The 21,305-nt window shown below is 74.2% G+C and carries 18 protein-coding genes; 7 read left to right on the top strand and 11 right to left on the bottom strand.

Annotated elements, in window-relative coordinates:
* Positions 1-112: 112 nt before the first annotated feature.
* The 4 genes from OHA81_RS28460 to OHA81_RS28445 form a co-directional block, all read right to left on the bottom strand.
* Positions 113-1,183: a PP2C family protein-serine/threonine phosphatase gene (locus OHA81_RS28460; RefSeq protein WP_329200568.1), complete on the bottom strand. Its 1,071-nt coding sequence runs from the start codon at positions 1,181-1,183 to the stop codon at positions 113-115.
* 135 nt (positions 1,184-1,318) lie between these two features.
* Entirely contained in the window at positions 1,319-1,549 is a 231-nt protein-coding gene (locus OHA81_RS28455; protein WP_329200567.1) for a hypothetical protein, read from the bottom strand.
* A gap of 132 nt (positions 1,550-1,681) precedes the next feature.
* Complete coding sequence (locus OHA81_RS28450) at positions 1,682-2,356, bottom strand: response regulator transcription factor (RefSeq protein ID WP_329200565.1); 675 nt, start codon at positions 2,354-2,356, stop codon at positions 1,682-1,684.
* Between the two features lie 61 nt (positions 2,357-2,417).
* The gene (locus tag OHA81_RS28445; protein WP_329200563.1) at positions 2,418-3,626 is read right to left on the bottom strand and encodes a sensor histidine kinase; all 1,209 of its coding nucleotides are present in this window, start codon (positions 3,624-3,626) and stop codon (positions 2,418-2,420) included.
* Between the two features lie 269 nt (positions 3,627-3,895).
* Between OHA81_RS28445 and OHA81_RS28440 the strand changes: the two genes are divergently transcribed.
* Positions 3,896-6,091, top strand: a complete 2,196-nt coding sequence (locus OHA81_RS28440; protein WP_329200561.1) for an MMPL family transporter — start codon at positions 3,896-3,898, stop codon at positions 6,089-6,091.
* Positions 6,092-6,188: 97 nt separating this feature from the next.
* Here the strand turns inward: OHA81_RS28440 and OHA81_RS28435 are convergent, their stop codons facing one another.
* The 3 genes from OHA81_RS28435 to OHA81_RS28425 all read right to left on the bottom strand — a co-directional run bounded on the left by OHA81_RS28435 (position 6,189) and on the right by OHA81_RS28425 (position 10,301).
* The gene (locus tag OHA81_RS28435) at positions 6,189-7,982 is read right to left on the bottom strand and encodes an ABC transporter permease/substrate binding protein (RefSeq protein WP_329200558.1); all 1,794 of its coding nucleotides are present in this window, start codon (positions 7,980-7,982) and stop codon (positions 6,189-6,191) included.
* Positions 7,982-9,055 (bottom strand): quaternary amine ABC transporter ATP-binding protein, encoded by a 1,074-nt coding sequence (locus OHA81_RS28430; RefSeq protein ID WP_329200556.1) that lies wholly within the window; start codon positions 9,053-9,055, stop codon positions 7,982-7,984. Before OHA81_RS28430 ends, OHA81_RS28435 begins: the two co-directional genes overlap by 1 nt.
* A gap of 292 nt (positions 9,056-9,347) precedes the next feature.
* Positions 9,348-10,301 (bottom strand): SigB/SigF/SigG family RNA polymerase sigma factor, encoded by a 954-nt coding sequence (locus tag OHA81_RS28425; protein ID WP_329200554.1) that lies wholly within the window; start codon positions 10,299-10,301, stop codon positions 9,348-9,350.
* Between the two features lie 182 nt (positions 10,302-10,483).
* Here OHA81_RS28425 and OHA81_RS28420 point away from each other — a divergent pair, with 182 nt between their 5' ends.
* The gene (locus OHA81_RS28420; RefSeq protein WP_443056704.1) at positions 10,484-10,801 is read left to right on the top strand and encodes a MarR family transcriptional regulator; all 318 of its coding nucleotides are present in this window, start codon (positions 10,484-10,486) and stop codon (positions 10,799-10,801) included.
* Positions 10,802-10,827: 26 nt separating this feature from the next.
* Here OHA81_RS28420 and OHA81_RS28415 read toward each other — a convergent pair whose 3' ends face one another.
* Both OHA81_RS28415 and OHA81_RS28410 read right to left on the bottom strand, forming a co-directional pair.
* A complete protein-coding gene (locus OHA81_RS28415) occupies positions 10,828-11,619 on the bottom strand; it encodes a GntR family transcriptional regulator (protein WP_329200552.1) in 792 nt (263 codons plus the stop codon).
* A gap of 119 nt (positions 11,620-11,738) precedes the next feature.
* On the bottom strand, positions 11,739-13,292 hold the full coding sequence (locus OHA81_RS28410; protein WP_329200551.1) for an IucA/IucC family protein: 1,554 nt from the start codon (positions 13,290-13,292) through the stop codon (positions 11,739-11,741).
* Between the two features lie 54 nt (positions 13,293-13,346).
* On the opposite strand from OHA81_RS28410, the gene OHA81_RS28405 reads away from it, so the two are divergent.
* The 3 genes from OHA81_RS28405 to OHA81_RS28395 all read left to right on the top strand — a co-directional run bounded on the left by OHA81_RS28405 (position 13,347) and on the right by OHA81_RS28395 (position 17,766).
* On the top strand, positions 13,347-14,891 hold the full coding sequence (locus tag OHA81_RS28405) for an IucA/IucC family siderophore biosynthesis protein (protein ID WP_329202583.1): 1,545 nt from the start codon (positions 13,347-13,349) through the stop codon (positions 14,889-14,891).
* A 182-nt stretch (positions 14,892-15,073) separates the two neighbouring features.
* Positions 15,074-16,606, top strand: a complete 1,533-nt coding sequence (locus tag OHA81_RS28400; protein ID WP_329200549.1) for an FAD-binding oxidoreductase — start codon at positions 15,074-15,076, stop codon at positions 16,604-16,606.
* A gap of 11 nt (positions 16,607-16,617) precedes the next feature.
* On the top strand, positions 16,618-17,766 hold the full coding sequence (locus OHA81_RS28395) for a hypothetical protein (protein WP_329200547.1): 1,149 nt from the start codon (positions 16,618-16,620) through the stop codon (positions 17,764-17,766).
* Here OHA81_RS28395 and OHA81_RS28390 read toward each other — a convergent pair.
* Both OHA81_RS28390 and OHA81_RS28385 read right to left on the bottom strand, forming a co-directional pair.
* Complete coding sequence (locus tag OHA81_RS28390) at positions 17,693-18,118, bottom strand: hypothetical protein (protein WP_329200545.1); 426 nt, start codon at positions 18,116-18,118, stop codon at positions 17,693-17,695. The genes OHA81_RS28395 and OHA81_RS28390 overlap by 74 nt on opposite strands.
* Positions 18,119-18,216: 98 nt before the next feature.
* Positions 18,217-19,164 (bottom strand): AEC family transporter, encoded by a 948-nt coding sequence (locus OHA81_RS28385; protein ID WP_329200543.1) that lies wholly within the window; start codon positions 19,162-19,164, stop codon positions 18,217-18,219.
* Between the two features lie 81 nt (positions 19,165-19,245).
* Between OHA81_RS28385 and OHA81_RS28380 the strand changes: the two genes are divergently transcribed.
* Positions 19,246-20,574 carry a sensor histidine kinase gene (locus OHA81_RS28380; RefSeq protein WP_329200542.1) on the top strand — a complete coding sequence of 443 codons (1,329 nt, stop codon included), beginning with the start codon at positions 19,246-19,248 and terminating at the stop codon, positions 20,572-20,574.
* Complete coding sequence (locus OHA81_RS28375; RefSeq protein ID WP_329200540.1) at positions 20,571-21,251, top strand: response regulator transcription factor; 681 nt, start codon at positions 20,571-20,573, stop codon at positions 21,249-21,251. Before OHA81_RS28380 ends, OHA81_RS28375 begins: the two co-directional genes overlap by 4 nt.
* Positions 21,252-21,305 lie beyond the last annotated feature (54 nt).

The raw sequence follows: 21,305 nt of genomic DNA, 5'->3' as shown, positions 1-21,305 counted from the left end.
CCTGGCAAACAGCACGGCCAAGATAGCGGCTGCGAGGAGCGGGATGAAGGAAGTTGCTCGAAATCGGCCGTCAACAAGCAACTTCACGCATGAACTTCCTGCATGAGCACGCTCAAGCCCCGTGAAGACGTTCGATCGCCACGAGCGCCGCGTCGTCCCCCAGCCGGCCGTGCGGAGAGTGCCGGAGCAGATCCGCGCACAGGTGGCGCAGCAGGCCCTCCGGACCGTCGCCGGGCCAGCCGGCGGCACGCTCCCTCAGGGGGTAGAAGTCACCGGCCCCGTTCCGGGCCTCGATCACCCCGTCCGTGTACAGGAGCACCAGGTCGCCGGGCTGGAAGGCGAAGGACTGCACGGTGAAGCCGCCCGGCACGAGTTCCAAGAGCCCGAGCGGCGGTGCCGGATGGGCCACCTGGAGCGGGACGGCCCGGCCTCCGCGCAGCAGCAGGGGCGGCGGGTGACCGCAGCTGACGACGCGCAGGATCATCTCGGCGTCCGGGATGTCGACCACGGCGGCGGTGGTGAAGCCCTCCCCCGGCGGGCGGCCCGCGTCGTCGCGCGTCTCGTCGTCCATGTCCGCGGCGACCGCTCCGTCCAGGGAGGCGACCAGCTCGGACAGACCGGCCCTGCGGTGGGCGGCGGAGCGGAACGCGCCGAGGACGATGGCCGCCTCACCGACCGCCTCCAGGCCCTTGCCCCGGACGTCCCCGATGATCAGCCGGGTGCTGTCCTCGGTCCGGGAGGCGGCGTACAGGTCGCCGCCGATCTGCGCCTCGGCCTCGGCGGCCAGGTAGACGGAGGCCAGCCGCAGCGGGCCCATCCGCTCGCGCAGCGGCCTCAGCAGGACCTGCTGCGCGGTCTCCGCCACCGACCGGAGCTGGGTGAGCTGCGCCTCGTGCACCTCCCGCAAGTGCGCGAAGAAGGTGACGAACGCCGAGATCAGGACCAGCGCGATGATCTGGAAGGTGTGGTTCAGGTCGGTGACGTTGGTCCTGGCGACGGCGACCGCCACCTGCGCCGCGACCGCCACCGCGCCGATGAACGCGGTCGCCCGCGGCCCCGCGAACGAGGCGGTGACGGCGGGGGCGGCGGCGAGGAAGGGGCCCAGGTGGACGTCGGGCGGCGCCAGCACGTCGACCGCGGTGACGATCGCGATCAGGGCCAGGGGAACGGACAGCATCCCCATGCGCGGCTCACGGTACCGGCGGGTACCTCCGTGCTGCGGGCGTAGGTCCATGACTCCTGCATACACCCGCGCCGCTCCTTCCCGTACGGGGGCGCGCACGGGGGACGCGCCCGGCGCGGCGGCCGGCGCGCTCCGTCACACCTCGAGCGCCGGCCCATGGGTGACGGCCAGGAGCGGCGGGGCCGGGGTGGCGTGGCGGTGACCGCAGGGGGCGAGGACCAGGACCACGGACTCCCCCGGGCGCTCGCGCCAGCTGATCCGTTCGACGCGCCCGGCGCACACCGGACAGGGCGGCAGCGCGGGCCCCGCCCCGGGGCTGCCGGGCGGGGCCGCGAGCGTCGGCGGCGCGGTGTGCGGGTCACGCATGGCGGCTCCCTGGTCCGGAGGTCGTGCTGCTCGCACTGTGCCATGCGCGGCTCGTCGTACGCGCGGGCGGTCCGCCCCGGGTCCGGCCGGGTCCTGCCGCCGCTCACCGCCTCGCGCGGCCGTCCCGGCCCGTCAGGCGCCCCGGCGTTCGGCTTCGACCAGGCCCGACTCGTAGGCCGCGATGACCGCCTGGGCGCGGTCGCGCACACCCAGCTTGCCGAACACGCCGGTGAGGTGGTTCTTCACCGTGGAGACGCTGATGGCCAGCTCTCCGGCGATCTCGGCGTTGTCGAGGCCGACGGCGAGCAACCGCCAGATCTCCAGTTCGCGCGGTGTCAGACCGTCCCGGGCCGCCGGGACGGGCGCGGCCCGCGGGGAGGGCGCGGGGGTGCGGACGTAGGTGGAGATGAGCCGGGTCAGCAGCCGCGGCGCGACGACCGCGTCGCCCGTGTGCACGGTGCGCACTGCCGCGATCAGCTCCTCCGGGGAGACGTCCTTGGGGAGGAAGCCGTACGCGCCCGCGCGCAGGGCGGCGACCACGTACTCGTCCATGTCGAAGGTACTGAGGGCCAGTACCCGGGACCCGGGCAGGGTGCGGGCCAGCTCGGCGGTGGCCGCGACTCCGTCGAGCACCGGCATCCGGATGTCCATCACCACCACGTCGGGGCGCAGCAGGCCCGCCCGGGCCACCGCCTCGGCTCCGTCCCCGGCCTCGCCGACGACCTCGACGTCCGGCTCCGGCGCCAGGATCAGCGCCAGGCCGCGCCGCACCAGCGGCTGGTCGTCCGCGATGAGCACCCGGATCACGTGTGGTTCCCCTCTCCGGACTGTGGTTCCCCCCGGACGGGGCCGCCCCCGGCGGCGCCCGTCACGACGCCGGCAGGGTCGCCGCCACCCGGAATCCGCCGCCGTCGAGCGGCGCGGCTTCCAGCGTGCCGCCCTGGAGGGCGACCCGTTCCCGCATTCCCACCAGACCGTACCCGGAGCCCGGCCCCGGCCGGGAAGGCGCCGTGTGGGCGGGCGGACGTACGGCTGACGTGCCGCCGGACGAGCCGCCCGGGCCGTCGTCGCTCACCTCCACGAGGACGTGGTCGGCACGGTAGCTCAGCCGTACGTCGGCGCTGGCCCGGCCCGCGTGCTTGCGCGTGTTGGTCAATGCCTCCTGCACGATCCGGAACACGGTCAGGCCCACGCTCGGCGGCAGCGGACGGACGGGACCGTCCACGGTGAACGCGGTCCGCGTCCCCGCGAGCCGGGCTTCGGTCACGATGCGGTCCAGGTCCGCGGTTCCGGGCTGCGGGGCCGGCGGGGCGCCCTCCGGGTCCTCCCCCGCCCTCAGGACGCGCAGGAGTTGCCGCATCTCGCCCAGTGCCGTACGTCCCGAAGCCTCCATGATGACGAGGGCCTTGCGGGCCGCCTCGGTGTCGTGGGCCAGGTTGGCCCTCGCCCCACCGGCCATCAGCTGCATGGTGGTGATGTGGTGGGCCACGATGTCGTGGAGCTCCCGGGCGATCCGGCGGCGCTCCTCGGCGACCGCCCGCTCGGCCAGCACCACGCGTTTCGCCTCGCCCACGCGCTGCCGACGGCCGACCGCCAGACCCGCGCCGACGCTGAGGGCCGCGGCCATGGTGGCGTTGAGCGCGCCCCAACCGGCGTCGGTCCAGCTTTCGGTCCGGACGGCGAGCGGCATCGCCACGGTCAGCGCGACGGCTCCCGCGGCGGCTCCGGGGCCGCTCATCCTGCCGACCGAGTACAGGGCGACGGCGAGGCCGGCCGTGAAGTGCTGGGGCAGCGGGGCGGTGAGCTCCAGGGCGAGGTCGAGGGACAGGACCACGGCGAGCACGGGCCCCGGGTGGCGGCGGCGGGCGAGCAGGCAGAGCGCGGCGAGCACGAGGAGGGCGAGGCCGGGAAGGCGCAGGGCCTCCCCGTCGACCACGGCGGTGCCCGCGTAGCCGAACACGTCCACGGCGGCCGTGCCGATGGCCACCAGCGCGTCGTCCCGGGTCCAGACGAAGGACCCGGTGGCGGTGCCACCCCCGCGGCGTTCACCCGGATCCTCCCCACGGCGTGTCGGCATCCTGTCCGGCCCTCCCCCTCGTCGACGCGCGCCGCCCGGTCGGTACCGGCGCCGCTCTTGGGCTCCCGCCCCATTCTCGCGTGGGGATCGGCCGGTGGGGCCGTACCCGGGGTGGAGCCGCACCCGAGACTCGGGTCCCGGTCGGCGGCGGGTGCCCGGCTCCGGTCCCGGGTGCGGACTCCTCCCCTCTCCCGACGTGCTGCGGCGCGGCCGGTGATGGGCTGGTGGGCGGCCGGTGAACACCGGTCCCGTGACGTGATGGAGGACCCTTGATCCGCGCCCTGACCGGCTTCGCCACCCGAAGTCCATGGAAGGTCATCGTCGTCTGGGCGGTGTTGGGCATAGCCCTGGCCGTGGTGGGCCAGGCGTTCGTACCCCGTGCCACCGAGGCGAGCACCGGCGAGTTCCTGCCCGCCGGCTACGACTCCGCCGCGGCCCTGCGGGTCGCCGAGCGGCACTTCGGGACCAAGCCGCACGCCAATCCGCTGACGCTGCTCGTGGCCCGCACCGACGGCGGCCCGCTGACGGCCGAGGACGAACGGCGGATCGACGCCGCGGCCGCAGAAGTGGCGCGGCGGCGGGTCGCGATGCCACGGACCGAGGACTCGGCGCCGCTCGGCCGGGACTACTCCCAACGCCCTCGTCTCAGCCCGGCCATGACCGCACCGGACCACCGCTTCAGGCTGCTGGCGGTGGAGTTGACGGGCAACCCGACCGATCCGGGCATGCAGGACCTGTACCGTGCCTTCCGGGACACCACCCGGGCCGAGTTCGCCGGAGAGGGCCTTCGCACCGGGTTCACCGGGGCGCTCCCCGAGTCCGTGGACACCGCGGACGAGGGCAAGACGCGGTCGACGGTCGTGGGCGCACTCGTGCTCGGCGTGATCGTGCTGCTGCACCTCCTGGTGTTCCGCAGCGTCATGGCGGCCCTGATCCCGCTGTTGGCGGTGAGCATCGTCGGCGGCGCCGCGACGGGCGCGGTGGTCGGTGCCGCGCTGCTGACGGGGGTGCGGCTCGATCCGTCGACACCGCAGCTGATCGGCGTGGTGCTGCTGGGCATCGGCATCGACTACTTCCTCTTCCTGCTGTTCCGCTTCCGCGAGCAGTTGCGCACGCGCCCCGGGCAGAGCGGCCGGGAGGCGGCGGCCGAGGTGGCGGGCCGCGTGGGAACGGCCGTCACCTGCGCGGCGCTGACCATCGTCGTCGCGTTCTCGACCCTGGGGGTGGCCACCTTCGGGCAGTTCCGGGTGCTCGGCCCGGCGATCGCGGTGTCCGTCCTGGTGATGCTGCTCGGCAGCCTGACGCTGATGCCCGCCCTGCTCGCGGTCTCGGGGCGCAGGATGTTCTGGCCCTCGCGCTCGCTGGAGCGGGAACCGCGTCCGGGCGTGGCCGCCCGAACGGGCGAGCGGATCGCGCGGCGTCCGCTGACGGCGGTGGTCGCCTCGGTGGCCCTGCTGGGGGCGCTGGCCGCCGGGCTGGTGGGGATGCGGATGGACTACGGCCAGGGCGGCCCGGACGGACCGCGCACGGCCGCGGCGGACACGGCCGCCGAGATCGCCCGGGCGCTGCCGGCCGGGGTGGCCGACCCGGCCCCGGTGTTCGTCACCGCGTCCGACGGGGGCACGCTGACCGCCGGACGGCTCGACGGCCTGGCACGAGCGCTCGCCGAGGTCGCCGGGGTGGGGCAGGTGGCCCCGGTGGTGTGGAGCGGGGACCACCGCGCGGCGCGCATCGACCTGTTCCTCACCGTCGACCAGCGCCGCCAGGAGGCGCGTGACCTGGTCGCGGGGCCGTTGCGGAAGGCGGTGGCCGAGCACCGGCCGGAGGGCACCGAGGCACACGTGGGCGGCACGGCGGCGGTCTTCTCCGACATCTCGGTCGCGGTGGGCGAGGACCTGCGGGTGGTGTTCCCGGTGGCGGCGGTGCTGATCGCGCTGATCCTGCTCCTGCTCCTGCGGAGCCTGCTCGCGCCGGTGGTCCTGATGGTCACGGTGGGACTGGGTTTCGCCGCCACCCTCGGCGCCGCCGCCCTGGTGTTCCAGCACGCTCTGGACCGGCCGGGCGTGGACTTCACGCTGCCGCTGGTGCTGTTCCTGTTCGTCGTGGCGCTGGGCACCGACTACAACATCCTGATCACCGACCGGATCCGGGAGGAGATGGAGCGGCCCGGTCCGGTCCGCGCGGCGGTGGCGCGGGCGGTCCGGCACACGGCGCCCGCGATCGCGACGGCGGGCCTGGTACTGGCGGTCTCCTTCGGGAGCCTGGCCGCGGGCCCCGGTTCGTCGACCCGGCAGATCGGCTTCGCGACGGGCCTCGGCATCCTGCTCTCCGCCTTCCTGCTGTCGATCGTGCTCGTGCCGGCGCTAGCCGCGCTGCTGGGGCGCTCCCTGTGGTGGCCGCTGCGGCCGCGCGACGCCGCCCGGCGGCTGAAGGCGCCCGAGCCCGAGCGGGTCATGGCGGGCTGAGCCGAGCGGGCCGGGGCCGGGCCCGCTCGCGCGAAAGCGCCGGTGCGCGAAAGGACCGTAGGGTCCCCCGCGCACCGGCGCCGGTGTGCGTGCCCGCTCAGCCGAGCCGGGCAACCTCCGGGTGGGCGTCCAGCCAGGCCCGGACGGCCTGCTGTTCCTTGCCCTTTCCGGTTTCCTGGATCTTGGCCTCCAGGCCGGTGAGCTGCTGCTCGGTCAGCTTGAACGAGCGCATCCAGGCGGCGACTTCCGGCTCGTCGGCGGCGAAGCCCTTGCGCGTGACCGTGTGGATGCCGTCGCCCTCACCCCAGGCGCCCTGCGGGTCCTGGAGCTTCTTCATGTCGTACGAGGCGTAGGCCCAGTGCGGCGACCAGAGCACGACCGCGACCGGCTCCTTCTTGGCGTAGGCCCGCTTGAGTTCGGCGAGCATGCCGGGGGTGGAGCCGTCGACGACCTGGTACTCGCCGTCGAGGCCGTACTGGGGCAGCACCTTGTCCTTGAGCATCTTCATCTCGCCCGCGCTGGGCTCGATGCCGATGATCCGGCCCTTGAACCGGTCGCCCTTGCCCTTGAGGTCGGCGAGGGAGGTGACGTCCTTCATGTACGAGGGGACGCTCAGTTCGAGGGACGTCGGGCCGTACCAGGAACCCAGGTCTTCGAGCTTGTTCCCGTACTTCTTCCAGTACTCGGACTGGGTGACGGGCAGCCACGCGTCGGTCTGCACGTCGATCTGGCCGCCCGCGAGGCCGGTGAAGAGGGCGCCCAGCTCCAGCTGGCGGGCGTCGACCTTGTAGCCGCGCCGCTCCAGGAGCTCCTTCCACAGGTAGGTGGAGGCGATGCCCTCGTCCCAGGGGATGTAGCCGATGCTGACGGTGCGGCCCTTGCCGGTGTCGGGGACGCCGGAGGCGGTCGTGGCGGTCGTCCCGCCGCCGAACATGCCGATGCCGCCCGCGACGAGGGCCAGGGCCACGACGCCGCTCAGCGCGTGGACGGGCTGCGGCCGGTGCTGCCACACCCTGGCCGCGCCCTGCGTGGCGGCGCGGGCCTTGGCGAGGGCGCGCCGGCCGAGCGGGGAGACCTGGCGCCCGAGGGCGCCGGTCATCCGGTCCAGGTACATGGCGAGGATGACGATGGAGATGCCGGCCTCGAAGCCGAGGCCGATGTCGACGCTGCCGATGGCGCGGTAGACGGCGCCGCCGAGTCCGCCGCCGCCGACCATGCCGGCGATGACGACCATGGACAGGCCGAGCATGATGACCTGGTTGATGCCGGCCATGATCGTGGGCAGGGCCAGCGGCAGCTGCACCCGTACGAGCGTGTTGCGCGGGGTGGTGCCGAACGCGTTGGCGGCCTCGACCAGCTCGCCGTCGACCTGGCGGATGCCGAGCTCGGTCATCCGCACGCCCGGGGGCAGCGAGAAGATGATGGTGGCGATGATGCCGGGCACCACGCCGACCCCGAAGAAGATGATGCCGGGGATGAGGTAGACCATCGCGGGCATGGTCTGCATGAAGTCCAGGACGGGCCGCAGCACGGCGCTCACCCGGTCCGATCGGGACGCCCAGATGCCCAGCGGTACCGCGATCACGAGGGTGACCAGGGTGGCGACCAGGACCAGGGAGAGCGTGGACATCGCGTCGTCCCACAGGCCGACGGAGTCGACGAGCGCGAACCCGGCGAAGGCCAGCAGGCCCGCGAGCAGCCCGCGCAGCCACCAGGCGCCGACGGCGAGGATGCCGGCGAACAGCAGGGGGGCGGGGGCGGACAGGACGGCGTCGATGCCGTCGTAGAGGCCGCTGACCAGCGAGCTGATCGCGTCGAAGAGCCAGGACAGGTGGCGCTGGAGGAAGTCGACACCGCTGTCGACCCAGGCACCGAGATGGATGCGGGGCATCAGGCCGCCACCTCCGTGGTGCAGTGCATCGGGGGCCGCTGTTCGTCCCCTATGAAGGCGACGAGGCGGTCCTGGCCCACCGAGCCGACGACGGCGCCGTCCGCGCCGGTGACGGCGACGGGGTGCGGGACGCGGGCGCTGACCGCGCACAGGTCGGCGAGCGGGGTGTCCGCGCTGACGGTGGGGCAGTCGCAGGCGTCGGCGTGCGGCTCGGGCTCCTCCATGACGGCGTCGGCCGTCAGGACCCGGGAGCGGTCGACGTCCTGGATGAAGGAGGCCACGTAGTCGTCCGCGGGGCGGGTCAGGATGTCCTCGGCCGTGCCCTGCTGGACGATCCGGCCGTCGCGCATGACGGCGATCGAGTCGCCGAGCCGCATGGCCTCGTTGAGGTCGTGGGTGATGAAGACGATCGTCTTCTTCAGCGTGCGCTGGAGTTCGAGCAGCTGGTCCTGCATGTCGCGGCGGATCAGCGGGTCGAGGGCGCTGAACGACTCGTCCATGAGGAGCAGGTCGGCGTCCGTGGCGAGGGCGCGGGCGAGGCCCACGCGCTGCTGCATGCCGCCGGACAGCTCGTCGGTCCAGGAGTTCTCCCAGCCGCCGAGCCCGCACAGCGCCAGCGCCTCGGCGGCGCGCCGTTCGCGCTCGGCCCGGGGGACGCCCTGGACCTCCAGACCGTAACCGGCGTTCTCCAGCACGTTCCGGTGCGGGAACAGCGCGAAGTGCTGGAACACCATGCTGATCTTCGTGGAGCGGACCCGGCGCAGTTCGGCCGGGGCGAGCGCGGTGAGGTCCTCGCCGTCGAAGAGGATGCGTCCGGCCGTCGGCTCCAGCAGTCCGTTGAGCATGCGCAGGAGCGTGGACTTGCCGGAACCGGACAGGCCCATGACGACGAAGATCTCGCCGGGCTCGACGCGGAAGGAGGCGTCGATGACGGCGGCCGTGATGCCCTCGGCCCGCAGTTCCTCGCGGTCGGTGCCCTTTTCGAGCGTGCGGATGACCGCCGCGTCGCCTTCGTCGTCGCCGGGCCGTCTGCCGAACACCTTGTACACGTGCTCGGCCTGGAGCGTGGACACATACACCTCGCGGGTCGTGGGGGATACGGCTCGCGCGCCGGTGGGGCGACGCGCACCGTGGAGCGGCGCGGGATCCGCCCGCCCTTGCACCGACCCCGTGAGAGGGCGGCGGAAGGTTCCGTTCCAGACCCGCTCGTTCCCGGCCTTATTCAGTGCAAACGCAAAGGTGATCTACCTCACGGTGAGGAGGAGGGCCTGAGCGGGCATACGACGACGCACGTCGCCGGGGTTGGCGACGTGCGTCGTGGGTGTGGCGCGGGCTTTCGCCGCGCCCTTCGCAGGCGCGAGTCCGTCAGACCCGGCGGGCGGGCGCGGTGCGCCCGGCGGGGGTCTCGGACGGCTCGGGGTCGGCCAGCATGGACTCCCGCAGATGGGTGAGGAGCCGGGTCAGCAGACGCGAGACCTGCATCTGGGAGATGCCGAGGGCCGCGCCGATCTGGGCCTGGGTGAGTTCCTCGCCGAAGCGGAGCTGGAGCATCCGGCGCTCGCGGTCGGTGAGCCGTTCGAGCAGCGGGGCGAGGGTCTGGATGTCCTCGACCAGCTCCATCGCGGGCTCCTCCTCGCCCATGACCTCGGCGAGGCTCTGACCCTCGGTCTGATCACCGTGCTCGGACTGCGGGGCGTCGAGGGAGCCGCTGGTGTGACCGTTGGCGGCGACGAGCCCCTCGACGACCTCTTCCTCGGTGAGGCGCAGGTGCGCGGCGAGGTCGGCGACGGTCGGCGAGCGGTCGAGCCGTACGGTGAGCTCTTCCTTGGCCTTGGCGATGTCGATGCGCAGCTCCTGGAGCCGGCGCGGGACGTGCACGGCCCAGCTGGTGTCACGGAAGTGCCGCTTGATCTCGCCTGTGATGTACGGCATGGCCAGGGTGGAGAACTCGTTCTCCAGACTCGGGTCGAACCGGTCGATGGCCTTGATCAGGCCGATGGTCCCGACCTGGACGATGTCTTCCATGTCACCGCCCTCGCCGCGGCCGCGGAAGCGGCGGACGGCGTACTGGACGAGTGAGGCGTTCATCTCTATGAGCGTGTTGCGGACGTACTGGTACTCAGGGGTGCCTTCGGACAGCTCCCGAAGGCGCTTGAAGAAGACCTTGGAGAGTTCCCGCGCGTCCGACGGGGCCACCTCCCGCGGGTCCTCGATCAGCGGGAGACCCGCGGTGTGAGGACGGGGGCGGGGGGCGGGGACTCCCGTGTCGGCCGGACGAGCGGTGTCGGCGGTGCGTGAGAAGGGGGCGGGGACCGGCATGGGGGTTCGCTCCTTGGGCTGGTCGGCTTGCGGCGCGGGACCTTGACTGCGGTAAATGTTGTACTGCTTCCGCTCATACGTCAAGAATTACCGGAAAGACTTTTCGCGTATTGCGTCACCGGAATCAGATGACGCATCATGAGCGTATGGGCAGTCCGTCTCAGCGACATAATTGGACATTTTTGACGAATCATGCTCGCGTCCTCGTAGCCATCGCGCGCGATCCCGGCGTACGCCTGAGGGACGTGGCAGCGACGTGCGCACTGACGGAGCGCACGGTGCAGGCGATCGTCACCGACCTCGAGACGGACGGGTACCTGCGGCGGGTGCGGGACGGACGCCGCAACCGGTACGAGATCTCCGACAACGCGCTGTTCCGCCACCCCGCCGAGGCGGGCGTCCAGGTGGCGGGTCTGCTCGCCCTCCTCGCCGGAGCCCCGGGCTCGCGCCAGGCCGCAGCCGGCACGGCATCCGAGGCGGGCGTCGGCATCGGGGGCTGACCCCGCGCCGGGGCCGCAGGAGTGGCTCACCTCACCCGGAACGCCTCCGCCGCGCGGTCCCGGTGGAAGGTCAGCCGGTCCCAGGCGGGGAACGCCAGGTCCGTGAGGGCCAGGAGGCGCCCGGAGGGGTCGTAGAGCGCGCGGCGGACCGTCAGCCCGCAGGCGGCGGATGCCGTGGGGACCGGCGGATGGGTGGTCCGGGTCATGGTGAGGGTCTCGACGGTCCGGCCCTGCGCCCGGGCCAGCTCCAGCCAGCGCTCCAGGGGGGCGAGGTCCAGGTCCCGGACGGCCACCCGCTCGCGCAGGTCCGCCAGCTCCGGGTTCCGCGCCACGGCGCGCGGACTCAGGTACGTCACCGCCTGTCGGCGGGTCTCCCCCGCCGGGCCCAGTTCGCGGTGGTGGTGGACGAGCGTCCGCTCCCCGCCGCGCATCCCGAGCGGCGCGGCGAAGGACGGCGGCACGGTGACGAGCGTGAGCCGGCCCTGCGTGGCGGCGGCTGCCGGCGCGGGCGCCGCCGGGGTGGCGGGGTCGGTACCCTTCGCCGCCGGGGTGGCGGGGTTTATGCCCGTCGGCGCCGGGGTCGCGGGGTCGGCGGCCGCCGGTACCCGCCGGGTGCCGCGCTTCCCGGTGACGACCAGCCCGTCCGCGCGCAACTGCTGGAGAGCGGCCCGGATGGTCTGCCGGTTGACCCCGTAGCGGGCCGCGAGGCTGCGCTCGGAGGGCAGCTTCCCGCCCGGGCCGTGCTCCGCTCGGGCGAGTTCCTGCCGCAGCGCTGCGGCGATCCGCTGGTACTTGGGCATGGCGGCCGGGCCGGGCATGACGTCTCCTCTGACGGGGGGCCAAGGACTGCGGTCTGCCCGACCAACGTAGCAGTGGTCTATACCTTTGACACGGGTGTCGCGGGCAGCCGGAACCACCTTGGCCGAATCCGTACCCTCTAATTCCGCTCGCTGCGCAGGGGGTTCGGCAGGGGCAGGTAGCGCGCGTCGGCCCCGTCCGCCCCGGTCCACCGCAGCAGCAGGTTCGTCTTCGCCGGCAGTATCGGGGCGGCCAGCAGTGCGGCGATCTCGGGCAGGCCGTGGGCGGCGTCGAAGCGCAGCAGTTCCTCACGGACCGCGGGCCACAGCTGCCCTGCTGCCTGCGGGTGCCGCTCCGCCAGCGCTTCCGCGATCTCCGCCAGGTGGTTGACGACCAGGCAGTAGACGAGCCGCTGCCAGGCGGCCTCCCTCGGGAGGTCCCCGGGCAGCTTGACCCCCTCCGCGTCACGGAAGAGGGCCTGGACCGGCATGCCCCGGCCGTCCACCGCGACGAGGCAGTTCTGCAGGTGGGCCTCCAGGACGATCCCGCGGCGGGCGAACAGCCCCAGCACCGGCGGCACTACCTGGCGCAGGTAAGCCCGCCACCACGCGCCCGGGTCCGGGGCCGCCGCGAGCGGGCTCCCCCCGTAGCCTTCGGCGAGCGCGGCCGCCAGCAGCGGCCCGGCCCCCTGCGCGACCCGCCCCCTCAGGCCGTCCCGGACGACGACGGCGAGCTCCTCGAAGGCGAAGCCGGCCGTCCGGTAGCCCCGGTCGGCGAGCCAGACCGCGTTCGACCCCGCCCGGCGCAGCTCGGCGAACCCCGTCCCGACCTCGGCGTCCGTGCGCCGCAGCCGCAGCAGGTCGTGCCGCCACAGCCGTCGCACGTCGTTGGTGATCCGGACGTCGAGGCTGAACTTGACGAACGCGTCCCGCTCCGGGTCCGGCACGTAAAGGGTGCGGACGGAGGCGGTCGGCCAGACGCTCCGCCTGCCCGCACCGAGCCGCACGAGCCGCCCGTCGGAGAATGCCTCGCGCAGCGCCGGACGGGCGGCGACCAGGGCCAGCTGCCACGGGTGCGCCGGCAGCAGCCGGTACCCCGCGGGCGCCCGGGGGCCGTCGAGGATCCCGGCGAGCGCCTCGAGCGCCTCGGCGGCGGCCGGGCCGCCCTCCTCGACGGCCTGGTCCTCCCGCACCCCGAGGAACAGGAGCGGGAAGCGGGCGTGGGCCTCGGGCGCGTAGGGCAGCCAGCTCGCGGCGGGGGCCCCGCCGCGGGCCTTGGGGGCCGGGTGGTGCGGATGCCCCATGACGAGGGCCTGCTCCGACAGGACGTACGGGTCCGCCGGGGCCTCGGCGTCGGCGCGGGCCGCCAGCAGCGCCGCGATCGTGTCCCGGCTGTCGTTCATCTCGGCCGGCAGTTCGTCGTTGGGGACACCGGTGTACTGGCGCAGCTCGTCGGAGGTCAGCTTCACCAGCTCCGCATGGCTGAGCTGACGCCAGCCCTGGCCGGTGTCCAGTTCGGGGAGCACGGGCCGGCGGGCACCGCGTACCCGCAGCAGCCGGCCGCTGCCGCGCAGCCGGTGGACGCCGTCCTGCCCCGTGGGATCGGCCGTCTCCCGCAGCAGGCAGTTCAGCAGCGGGGTGGCGGCGTACGCGTCGGCGGCGGCGTTGAAGTCCACGGGTTCCATTCGATCCATTCGGTGATCATCACCGATCATCGGGTGAGGCAATTATGAGAGAGGAACGGAACCCTGGACCGCAGCACGCACACCCCCCGCCCCTCGGCCGAGGAATCGGTCGCCGCCGCGCTGGCCGGGACGCGCCCCGGGCTCGGCACCTCCTACGCCGCGGCGCTGGGCGGTGCGCGGGCGGCCGTGCTCACCCGGCTGTGGCGGGCGCTGGCCTTCGAACCGCTGCCGTGGGTGGAGCGGCGGGAGAGCGGGCCGGAGTCCCTGGTCGTGTTCACGTCCGGGGGCGGCCGGCTGGAAGGTCCGCTGCCCGACCCGTACGCCACCGGTGACCTCGTGAGCGAGCTGAGCCTCGACGGGCGCGTCCACCGGCAGGCCGCGCGGCTGATGGCGGCACTGGGTGTACCGCACGGCGCCGCGTTCGCCGCCGAGCTCGACGACAGTACGGCCTCGCTCGCGCTGTCCCGGGCGGGGCAGCCGCGCGAGGACCTCGACGACGCCCCCGAGGCCGGCTGGCAATGGGAACAGCGGGTGGTCGACGGGCATCCGTACCACCCCAACTGCCGCTCCCGTCCCGGCTTCTCGGTCGCCGAGCAGCTGGCGTACGCCCCGGAGCACCGGCCGCTGGTCGAGCTCGGGACGGTGGCCGTCCCGGCCGGGGAGTGCCTGGTGACGGGGACCTGGCCCGAGCCGCTCCGGGACGGTGGCCGCGTCCTGGTCCCGGTGCACCCCTGGCAGGCGGAGCACGTCCTGGGAACCCGGGCCCCCAGGGGCCCCTCCGGCCCCGGCATCCCGGCGCACCCGCTGATGGCGCTGCGGACCCTCGCCCCGGCCGGGGGCGGCCCGCACGTGAAGACGGCGCTCAGCACCCGGCTGACCTCCTCCGTCCGGGACATCTCCGGCCGGTCGGTGCAGACCGCGGCGCTCCTGTCCGACTTCGGGCAGGTGCTGGCGGAGCGGCTCGACGGGCGGCTGCACGTGACCCGCACGCTGGGCGCGGTCACCGCCCACAGCCCCGACCTGGCGGCGGTGCTCCGCGAGCCGCCGGAGGCGTACGCGGGCCCGGGGGAACGGGTGGTGCCGGTCGCGGCGCTGGCGGGCGCGGCGCCGGTACGGTCGGCGGCCTGGCGCGCACGGTTCGCGCGGCTCGTGCTCTCGGTGTGCCTGGAGGTGCTGGACCTCGGGGTCGCGCTGGAGGCCCACGGGCAGAACCTGCTGGTCGTCCTCTCCCCCGACGGCGCCCCGGTGCGGCTGGTGTACCGCGACCTCGGTGACATCCGGATCAGCCCGGCCCGGCTGGCCCGGCACGGCCTGCCCGTGCCCGCCGTGTCGGGCCGGCAGATCACGGACGACGTGGCGGCGCTGCGGCGCAAGGTGTTCGGCTCGGCGGTCGCCGGGGCGCTCGCGGCGACCGTGGGCTCCGCGGGCGCGCTCGGCGAAGCCCTGGCGCAGCTGTCCGCGCTGGCGCCGACCGCCGACAGCCGGGCCCTGGCACGTGAGCCGATCCCGGTGAAGGCCCTGACGCTGATGCGGCTGAGCCCCGGCGTGCCCGGCGACCAGTGGGCGGAGCTGCCCCACCCGCTCGTCGGCCGGCGGGAAAGGGGGTGAGCCGTTCGACCGCGCCGTCGCGGCGGCCGCCTGCGCCGAGTGCGCGCGGGGCGACGCGGTACACGGCCCGCCGGCCGCACCGACGCCGGTGAGTAACAGGGGTTTGGGCCGTTCGGGGGGCAACCCGGTCTTTGCTGGCCCGCCTTCGTCCCGAACGCCTCCGCCGATGGCAGGAAGGAGTGATGAGTCTCCACCGCCGTCTGGTCCTGATAAGCGCGGCCGCCGCCGCACTCTCCACCGTGGGGGCGGGTGCCCGGGCTTCCTCCCGCAAGCCTTCGGGCGGCCCCGACTTCGGTGCGCTGGCCCGGGCGATGGACGGCCGGGTGATCGTCCCCGGCGACCGGGAGTATCCGCAGGCCCGGCAGCTGTTCCAGCCGCGCTACGACACCGTCGTCCCGGGCGCCGTCGCCTACCCGGCCCACGCGGGTGACGTGGCCGTCTGCCTGGAATTCGCCCGGCGCTGCGCCGTACCCGTGGTGCCGCGCGGCGGCGGTCACAGCTACGCGGGCTGGTCCACCACCGCTGCCGGGCTCGTGGTCGACGTCGGGGCCATGGCCGCACTGGCCGTCGAGGGGGACCGGGTCCGGATCGGCGCCGGAGCCCGGCTCGGCGGCCTGAACACCGCCCTCGCCGCCCGGGGCCTCGGCATCCCGACCGGTCTGTGCCCTTCCGTCGGGATCGCCGGGCTGACGCTCGGCGGGGGCATGGGCCTGACCTCACGGGCCTACGGGACCACCTCCGACGCCCTGACCGGGGTCCGGGTGGTCACCCCGGACGGAGTGATCCGCGACGCCGACGCCGACCGGGACCCCGACCTGTTCTGGGCGCTGCGCGGCGGCGGGGGCGGCAACTTCGGCGTCGTGACCGAGTTCCGCTTCCGCACGCACCCGGTCGGTGACGTCGCCTCCGCGGAACTGCGCTGGCCCGGTGACGACTCCGCGGCGGTGCTCGAAGGCTGGCAACGCTGGCTGGGCGGGCTCCCGGACCCGTTCTGGAGCCACCTGGAGTTCCTCATCGAAGCGGGCGGCGACGACGCCCCGGCCGTCAGGGTGCTGTGCTTCGACGGACGCCACGAGCTGGAGCGGGAGTTGACCCGGCTGTCCGACCTGGTGGGACGCGAGCCGCGGGACGGCTCGGTCACCGTACGCGGCTACGGCGACACCGTGCGGGCCATGTCGGGGTGCGCCGACGCCGACGAGGCCCAGTGCCACGTGCAGGGCACGCTGCCCGGCCGGGAGCCGCGGGGCCGGGTCGGCCGGCACTCCTACGCGGCCCGCTCCGACTTCTGGGCCGAGCCGGGGCTCGCGGAGGCGGCCGTCCGGGCGGTGCTGGCCGCCGTACGCCGCTACCGGGAGGCGGTCCCCGCGGGCGGCCGCGGGGTGGTGCAGTTCCTCGGCGAGTGCGGCGGCGCGATGAACCGGCCGGCCGCCACCGACACCGCCTTCGCCCACCGCGACCACGCCTTCCTCGCCCAGTACCTCGCCTATTGGCCCGACTCCGCGCGGGCCGCCGAGGTGGCCCGGCACCAGGAGTGGCTGGACGGGCTCTGGCGGGACCTGCGGCCCTGGGCGAGCGGCAGCGCGTACCAGAACTACGTCGATCCGAAGCTCACCGGCTGGCGCGAGGCCTACTACGGCGCGAACCTCGCCCGGCTGGAAGAAGTCCGGCGCACCTACGACCCCGCCAGGCTGTTCCGCTTTCCCCAAGCCATCTAGGGAGCCCTTGCATGCGACGTACGTTGACGATGGCGGCGGCCACGGCCGCGCTGGCGCTGGTGGGCGGCCCGCTGGCGGTCACCGAAGCGCGCAGCGCCCCCGTCCTCGGGCGCTGGTCGGCGGTGGAGGCGCAGGCCTTCTGGACGCCCGAGCGGATGGCGTCGGCCGTTCCCGCTCCGCCGCTTCCCGAGGCGTCCCCCGCCCCGGAGCCGTCCGTGGATCCCGCCGCGAGCCCCGCCGTCCCCGCCCCGTCCCCCTCCCCCTCGCCCACCGCGGTGCCCGCGCCCGCCCTCCCGCCGGCACCGGCTCTCCCTCCCACGCCGACGCCGCCCCCCACGCCGACGCCGACCGTCGCCGCCGTCTCGCCCGTCCGGGCCCCGGATCCCGCCTACGCCGCTGCGGCCGCCCACCCCGGCGCGGGACGCAACTTCGACGGCATGCCGGTCGTCGGGCGGATGTTCGTCATGACGGGCGGCGGCGCGTACTTCTGCACCGCGAGCGTGGTCTCCTCCCCGGGCCGCGACCTGGTGGTCAGCGCTGCGCACTGCCTGCTCGGCGCGGACGCCCGCCAGGTGGCGTTCGTACCGCACTACAGGGCCGACAAGCCCCAGCCCTACGGGCTGTTCCCGGTGCTGCGCGACTCCGCCGGGCGGGCGAAGGTGTGGATCCACCCGCGCTACCGGCGTGAGGGAGCCGACCGCGCGGCCACGCTCGACGTGGCCTTCGCCCAGGTCGGACCCAACTCCTCGGGCGCCCTGGTGGAGGACGTCGTCGGCGGGAACCGGCTGGTGACCGGAGCCTCCTACGCACAGCCCTCGGTCACGCTCGTCGGCTATCCGGCGTCCGCGGCCCGGCCGCGCCTGTGCGTGAACCGGACGACGAAGTTCACCAGCTCCGATCCGAAGATCCCGGGGTCGTTCCAGCGGATCGACTGCACCGGCTACCCCGGCGGGACCAGCGGCGGGCCCTTCCTGACGCACTTCGACACGCGGCGCCTGACCGGTGACGTGATCGGGGTGATCGGCGGCTGGAAGACCGGCGGCGACACCGACGACACCTCCTACAGCTCCTACTTCGGGGCGGAGATCAGGGCGTTGTACGAGACGGCAGTCGCCTCGGGGCGGATGACGCGGGCGACACGGGCGACCCGGTCCGGGTGAGCGGCCCGGGCTGCGCGTGCACCCGTACCCAACGGGTGCGGCGCGGGTTGCCGACGGTGGGCGGGGTCGCCGGGACCTCCTCGGCGCTCAGCGGGTCCGCCGGGGCCAGGGCGAGCTGACGGCGCAGCTCGGCCAGCGCCGTGTGCACGGGGGCGAGGATGATCTCGGCGCGCGGGTGGATGCGGGCCAGCGCGTGCGCGGTGGTCTCGATGGTCTCGGCGGCGTCCTCGGCGGCGGTCCGGCTCCATCCGCCGGGCCCGCCTGCGCCCCAGGGCGCGACGGCGTCGTAGAGGTGACAGGCGGCATCGGCCGCGGCGTCGGCCCGTTCACCGACACCCGGCGCCGCGTTCATCGGCAGCAGCTCCATGCCCGGTCAACGACCGGCCCCCGCCGGGGGAACGAACGGACGGCCACCGGATCCCCGGGCCGCGGCGTACGGGCCCCCGGACGTCAGGAGACGACGGCCTGCAACCAGAGGGGCAGCAGCAGGATGGACACGACGGAACTCTTGATCACGACGGAGGCCGAGAGGCCGACCCCCACGTCGTAGCGCTGCGCGAAGATGAACAGGTTCTGCGGGGTCGGCATCGCGGCGATCAGCACGAGGTAGGCGAGCCAGTCGCCGCGGACGCCGAACAGGGCCCCGCAGACCAGCCACGCCAGCAGCGGGAAACCGAGGCACTTGACGGCGACCAGCGCCATCTCCTCGCGCGTGGTGTCCCGCAGCGCGAGGCCGGTGCCGCCCAGGTGCAGGCCGAGCGCGAACAGGGCGACGGGGGACGCGCTGTCGCCGACGAAGGCCGCTCCGTCGAGCACCACCTTGGGCAGGTGCACCGACAGCAGGTTGAACGCGATGCCCGCGTTGCAGGCCAGCACGAGGGGGGTGATCAGGGAGGCCCGGACCGCCCGGGCGAGGCGGGTCCCGGGGCCCGCGGCGCCGGCGCCCGCGCGGCCGAGCTCCATGATGGCGATGACGACGAGGGACAGCACGCAGACCTGGAACAGCAGCACCGGGAAGATGGGCGCCGCGGTCCCGAAGACGGTGATGAAGACGGGGACGGCGAAGTAGGCGGTGTTCACCTGCACCCCGGCCATGACGCGCAGCGCGACGGCACGGGGCTCGCGTATGCCGTAGGCGACCGCGCCGAGTACCACGCAGAGCACCGCGACGGCCGCGGTCGCCGCGTAGCCGCCGATCGCGCGCCAGTCGAACAGGGCGGCGAGGTCGCTGGCGTAGATGTTGCCGAACAGGTAGCAGGGAACCGCGAAGAGGAACGCGTAGTCGGCGAACACCTTCGACGCCTCGGCCGGGACGATCTTGCGGCGTGCGAGCAGCACCCCTCCGCCGAAGGCCAGGAGTACCGGCACCAGCTTTTCGAGTGCGGCCGTCCCGCCCATGGACACGGTCCTCCTTGATCGCCCCGGCGCAGCCTACTCCGCAGCCCTGCGCGCCGTGCGGCCGCATAGGCTGGTGCGATCATGAGCGACGCACCCGGGCCGACGGCCCCTCCCCCCGCCCCCGTCCGGGGACCGCGCAAGGCCACCCGGTTCGCCGTGGTGCTGCGCACGCCGGCCCGGCCCGGGGAGCCACTCTTCTCGCGGGCGCCGAAGCGCTGGCAGCGGTGGATGCCGCTCGTCGTCACCGGCGTGTTCGTCGTGACGCTGCTGCCGGTGACCATCTCGGTGCTGAGCGGCGACTACGGGGCGGCCGGCGGCTGGGCGGGGGCGCTGGGCGTGGCGCAGACGGTGCCGCTGCTGCTCGCCGTCACCCGGCCGCTGCCGGCCTGGGGCATGGTGCTGCTCGCGGACACCCTCGGGGCGGCGCTGCTGATCCACGCCGACAAGGTGGCGGGGCACGCCTGGCCGTGGACGCCGATGGCCATCGTCGGCTACCTGCTGCTGATGGTCTGCCTGGGGCTGCGCGAGTCCGTGCGGACCCTGGTCGGGGTGTGGCTGGTGACCGGCGCCGTCGGGGTGGTGCTGGGCTTCTTCGCGCCCGACGGGGTGATGAACACCGTCGCGCTCCTCTTCGTACTCGCCGGCACCTTCCTCGCGCTGACGGGGGCGCTGCGCCTGCTGGGCGACGCGCAGCAGCGGATCACGGAGCAGGAGGACATCAGCGAGGCGGAACGGTCACGGCGCACCCTGCTGGAGGAACGGGCCCGCATCGCCCGGGAGTTGCACGACGTGGTGGCGCACCACATGTCGATGATCACGGTGCAGGCCGATTCCGCGCCCTACCGGCTGCCCGGCATGGGGGAGCCGGTGCGGGAGGAGTTCGCGGCGATCGCGGCGGCCGCCCGCGAGTCGCTGGGCGAGATGCGGCGGCTGCTGACGGTGCTGCGCGGCGACGGCGGCGACGGACCGGCCGGTGAACGGGCGCCGCAGCCGGGGATCGACCGGCTCCAGCAGCTGGTGGAGGCCACCGTACGGGCGGGGCAGCCGGTGGAGTTGTCCCTGGCGGCGGGGGCGGCGCGGGGCGTGCCGCCGGCGGTGGACCTGTCGGCGTACCGGATCGTCCAGGAGGCGCTGGCCAATGTGGTGCGGCACGCGCCGGGGGCGACGACCCGGGTCTCGGTGAGCCGGTCCCCCGGCGAGCCGGACGAAGTGCTCGTGCTGGTCGTCAACGGCCCGGCGCGCGACGCCCTGGTGGCGGTGGAGACCTCGGGGACGGGCCACGGTCTGGTGGGGATGCGCGAGCGCGTACGGTTGACGGGCGGGACGCTCGACACCGGCCCGCTGCCGGAGGGCGGCTTCCGCGTCGCCGCCCGCCTGCCCGTGAACCCCCCGGCCGAGGAGCCCAGTTGACCATCCGTGTGATCATCGTCGACGACCAGGCGATGGTACGCGCCGGGTTCGCCGCCCTGCTCTGCGCCCAGGCCGACATCGATGTGGTGGGCGAGGCGCCGGACGGCCGGGAAGGGGTGCGGGTCGCGCGCACCGTGCACCCGGACGTGGTGCTGATGGACGTACGGATGCCGGAGATGGACGGCCTCGCGGCGGCGCGGGAGATCCTCACCCCGCCGGCGGGCGTGGTCCACCGGCCGAAGGTGCTGATGCTGACCACGTTCGACATCGACGACTACGTGTACGAGGCGCTGCGCGCGGGCGCGTCCGGCTTCCTCCTCAAGGACGCTCCGCCGGCCGATCTGATCGCCGCGGTGCGGATCGTCGCCTCGGGCGAGGCGCTGCTGGCGCCGTCGGTGACGCGCCGGCTGATCGCGGACTTCGTGGAGCGGCGGCCGGCGCCCCGCAAGGACCCGGCGCTACGGCTGAACGGCCTGACTCCCCGTGAGACCGAGGTACTGGAGCTCATCGCGCGCGGTCTGTCGAACCAGGAGATCGCCGGGCACCTGGTGGTGGCGGAGCAGACGGTCAAGACGCACATCGGGCGGGTGCTGGCCAAGCTGGACCTGCGGGACCGGGCCCAGGCGGTGATCTTCGCCTACGAGGCGGGTCTGGTCCGGCCCGGAGACGGCGCCTGAGAGGTCCTGTTCCCTCCTCCACCCCCTACCCGGGTATGAGGCGGAGCTTGGCTC

The sequence above is a fragment of the Streptomyces sp. NBC_00667 genome (assembly GCF_036226825.1).
Classification (GTDB): Bacteria; Actinomycetota; Actinomycetes; order Streptomycetales; family Streptomycetaceae; genus Streptomyces.
Note: the sequence above shows the minus strand (reverse complement) of the source record. Positions and strands in the feature narration are given on the sequence as shown.

Coding starts and splice junctions, on each gene's coding strand:
- OHA81_RS28425 (WP_329200554.1), bottom strand. CDS start 10,301: ATGCCGGTCCCCGCCCCCTTCTCACGCACCGCCGACACCGCTCGTCCG.
- OHA81_RS28395 (WP_329200547.1), top strand. CDS start 16,618: ATGCGACGTACGTTGACGATGGCGGCGGCCACGGCCGCGCTGGCGCTG.
- OHA81_RS28380 (WP_329200542.1), top strand. CDS start 19,246: ATGAGCGACGCACCCGGGCCGACGGCCCCTCCCCCCGCCCCCGTCCGG.
- OHA81_RS28385 (WP_329200543.1), bottom strand. CDS start 19,164: ATGGGCGGGACGGCCGCACTCGAAAAGCTGGTGCCGGTACTCCTGGCC.
- OHA81_RS28455 (WP_329200567.1), bottom strand. CDS start 1,549: ATGCGTGACCCGCACACCGCGCCGCCGACGCTCGCGGCCCCGCCCGGC.
- OHA81_RS28460 (WP_329200568.1), bottom strand. CDS start 1,183: ATGGGGATGCTGTCCGTTCCCCTGGCCCTGATCGCGATCGTCACCGCG.
- OHA81_RS28445 (WP_329200563.1), bottom strand. CDS start 3,626: ATGCCGACACGCCGTGGGGAGGATCCGGGTGAACGCCGCGGGGGTGGC.
- OHA81_RS28390 (WP_329200545.1), bottom strand. CDS start 18,118: ATGAACGCGGCGCCGGGTGTCGGTGAACGGGCCGACGCCGCGGCCGAT.
- OHA81_RS28415 (WP_329200552.1), bottom strand. CDS start 11,619: ATGCCCGGCCCGGCCGCCATGCCCAAGTACCAGCGGATCGCCGCAGCG.
- OHA81_RS28435 (WP_329200558.1), bottom strand. CDS start 7,982: ATGCCCCGCATCCATCTCGGTGCCTGGGTCGACAGCGGTGTCGACTTC.
- OHA81_RS28410 (WP_329200551.1), bottom strand. CDS start 13,292: ATGGATCGAATGGAACCCGTGGACTTCAACGCCGCCGCCGACGCGTAC.
- OHA81_RS28400 (WP_329200549.1), top strand. CDS start 15,074: ATGAGTCTCCACCGCCGTCTGGTCCTGATAAGCGCGGCCGCCGCCGCA.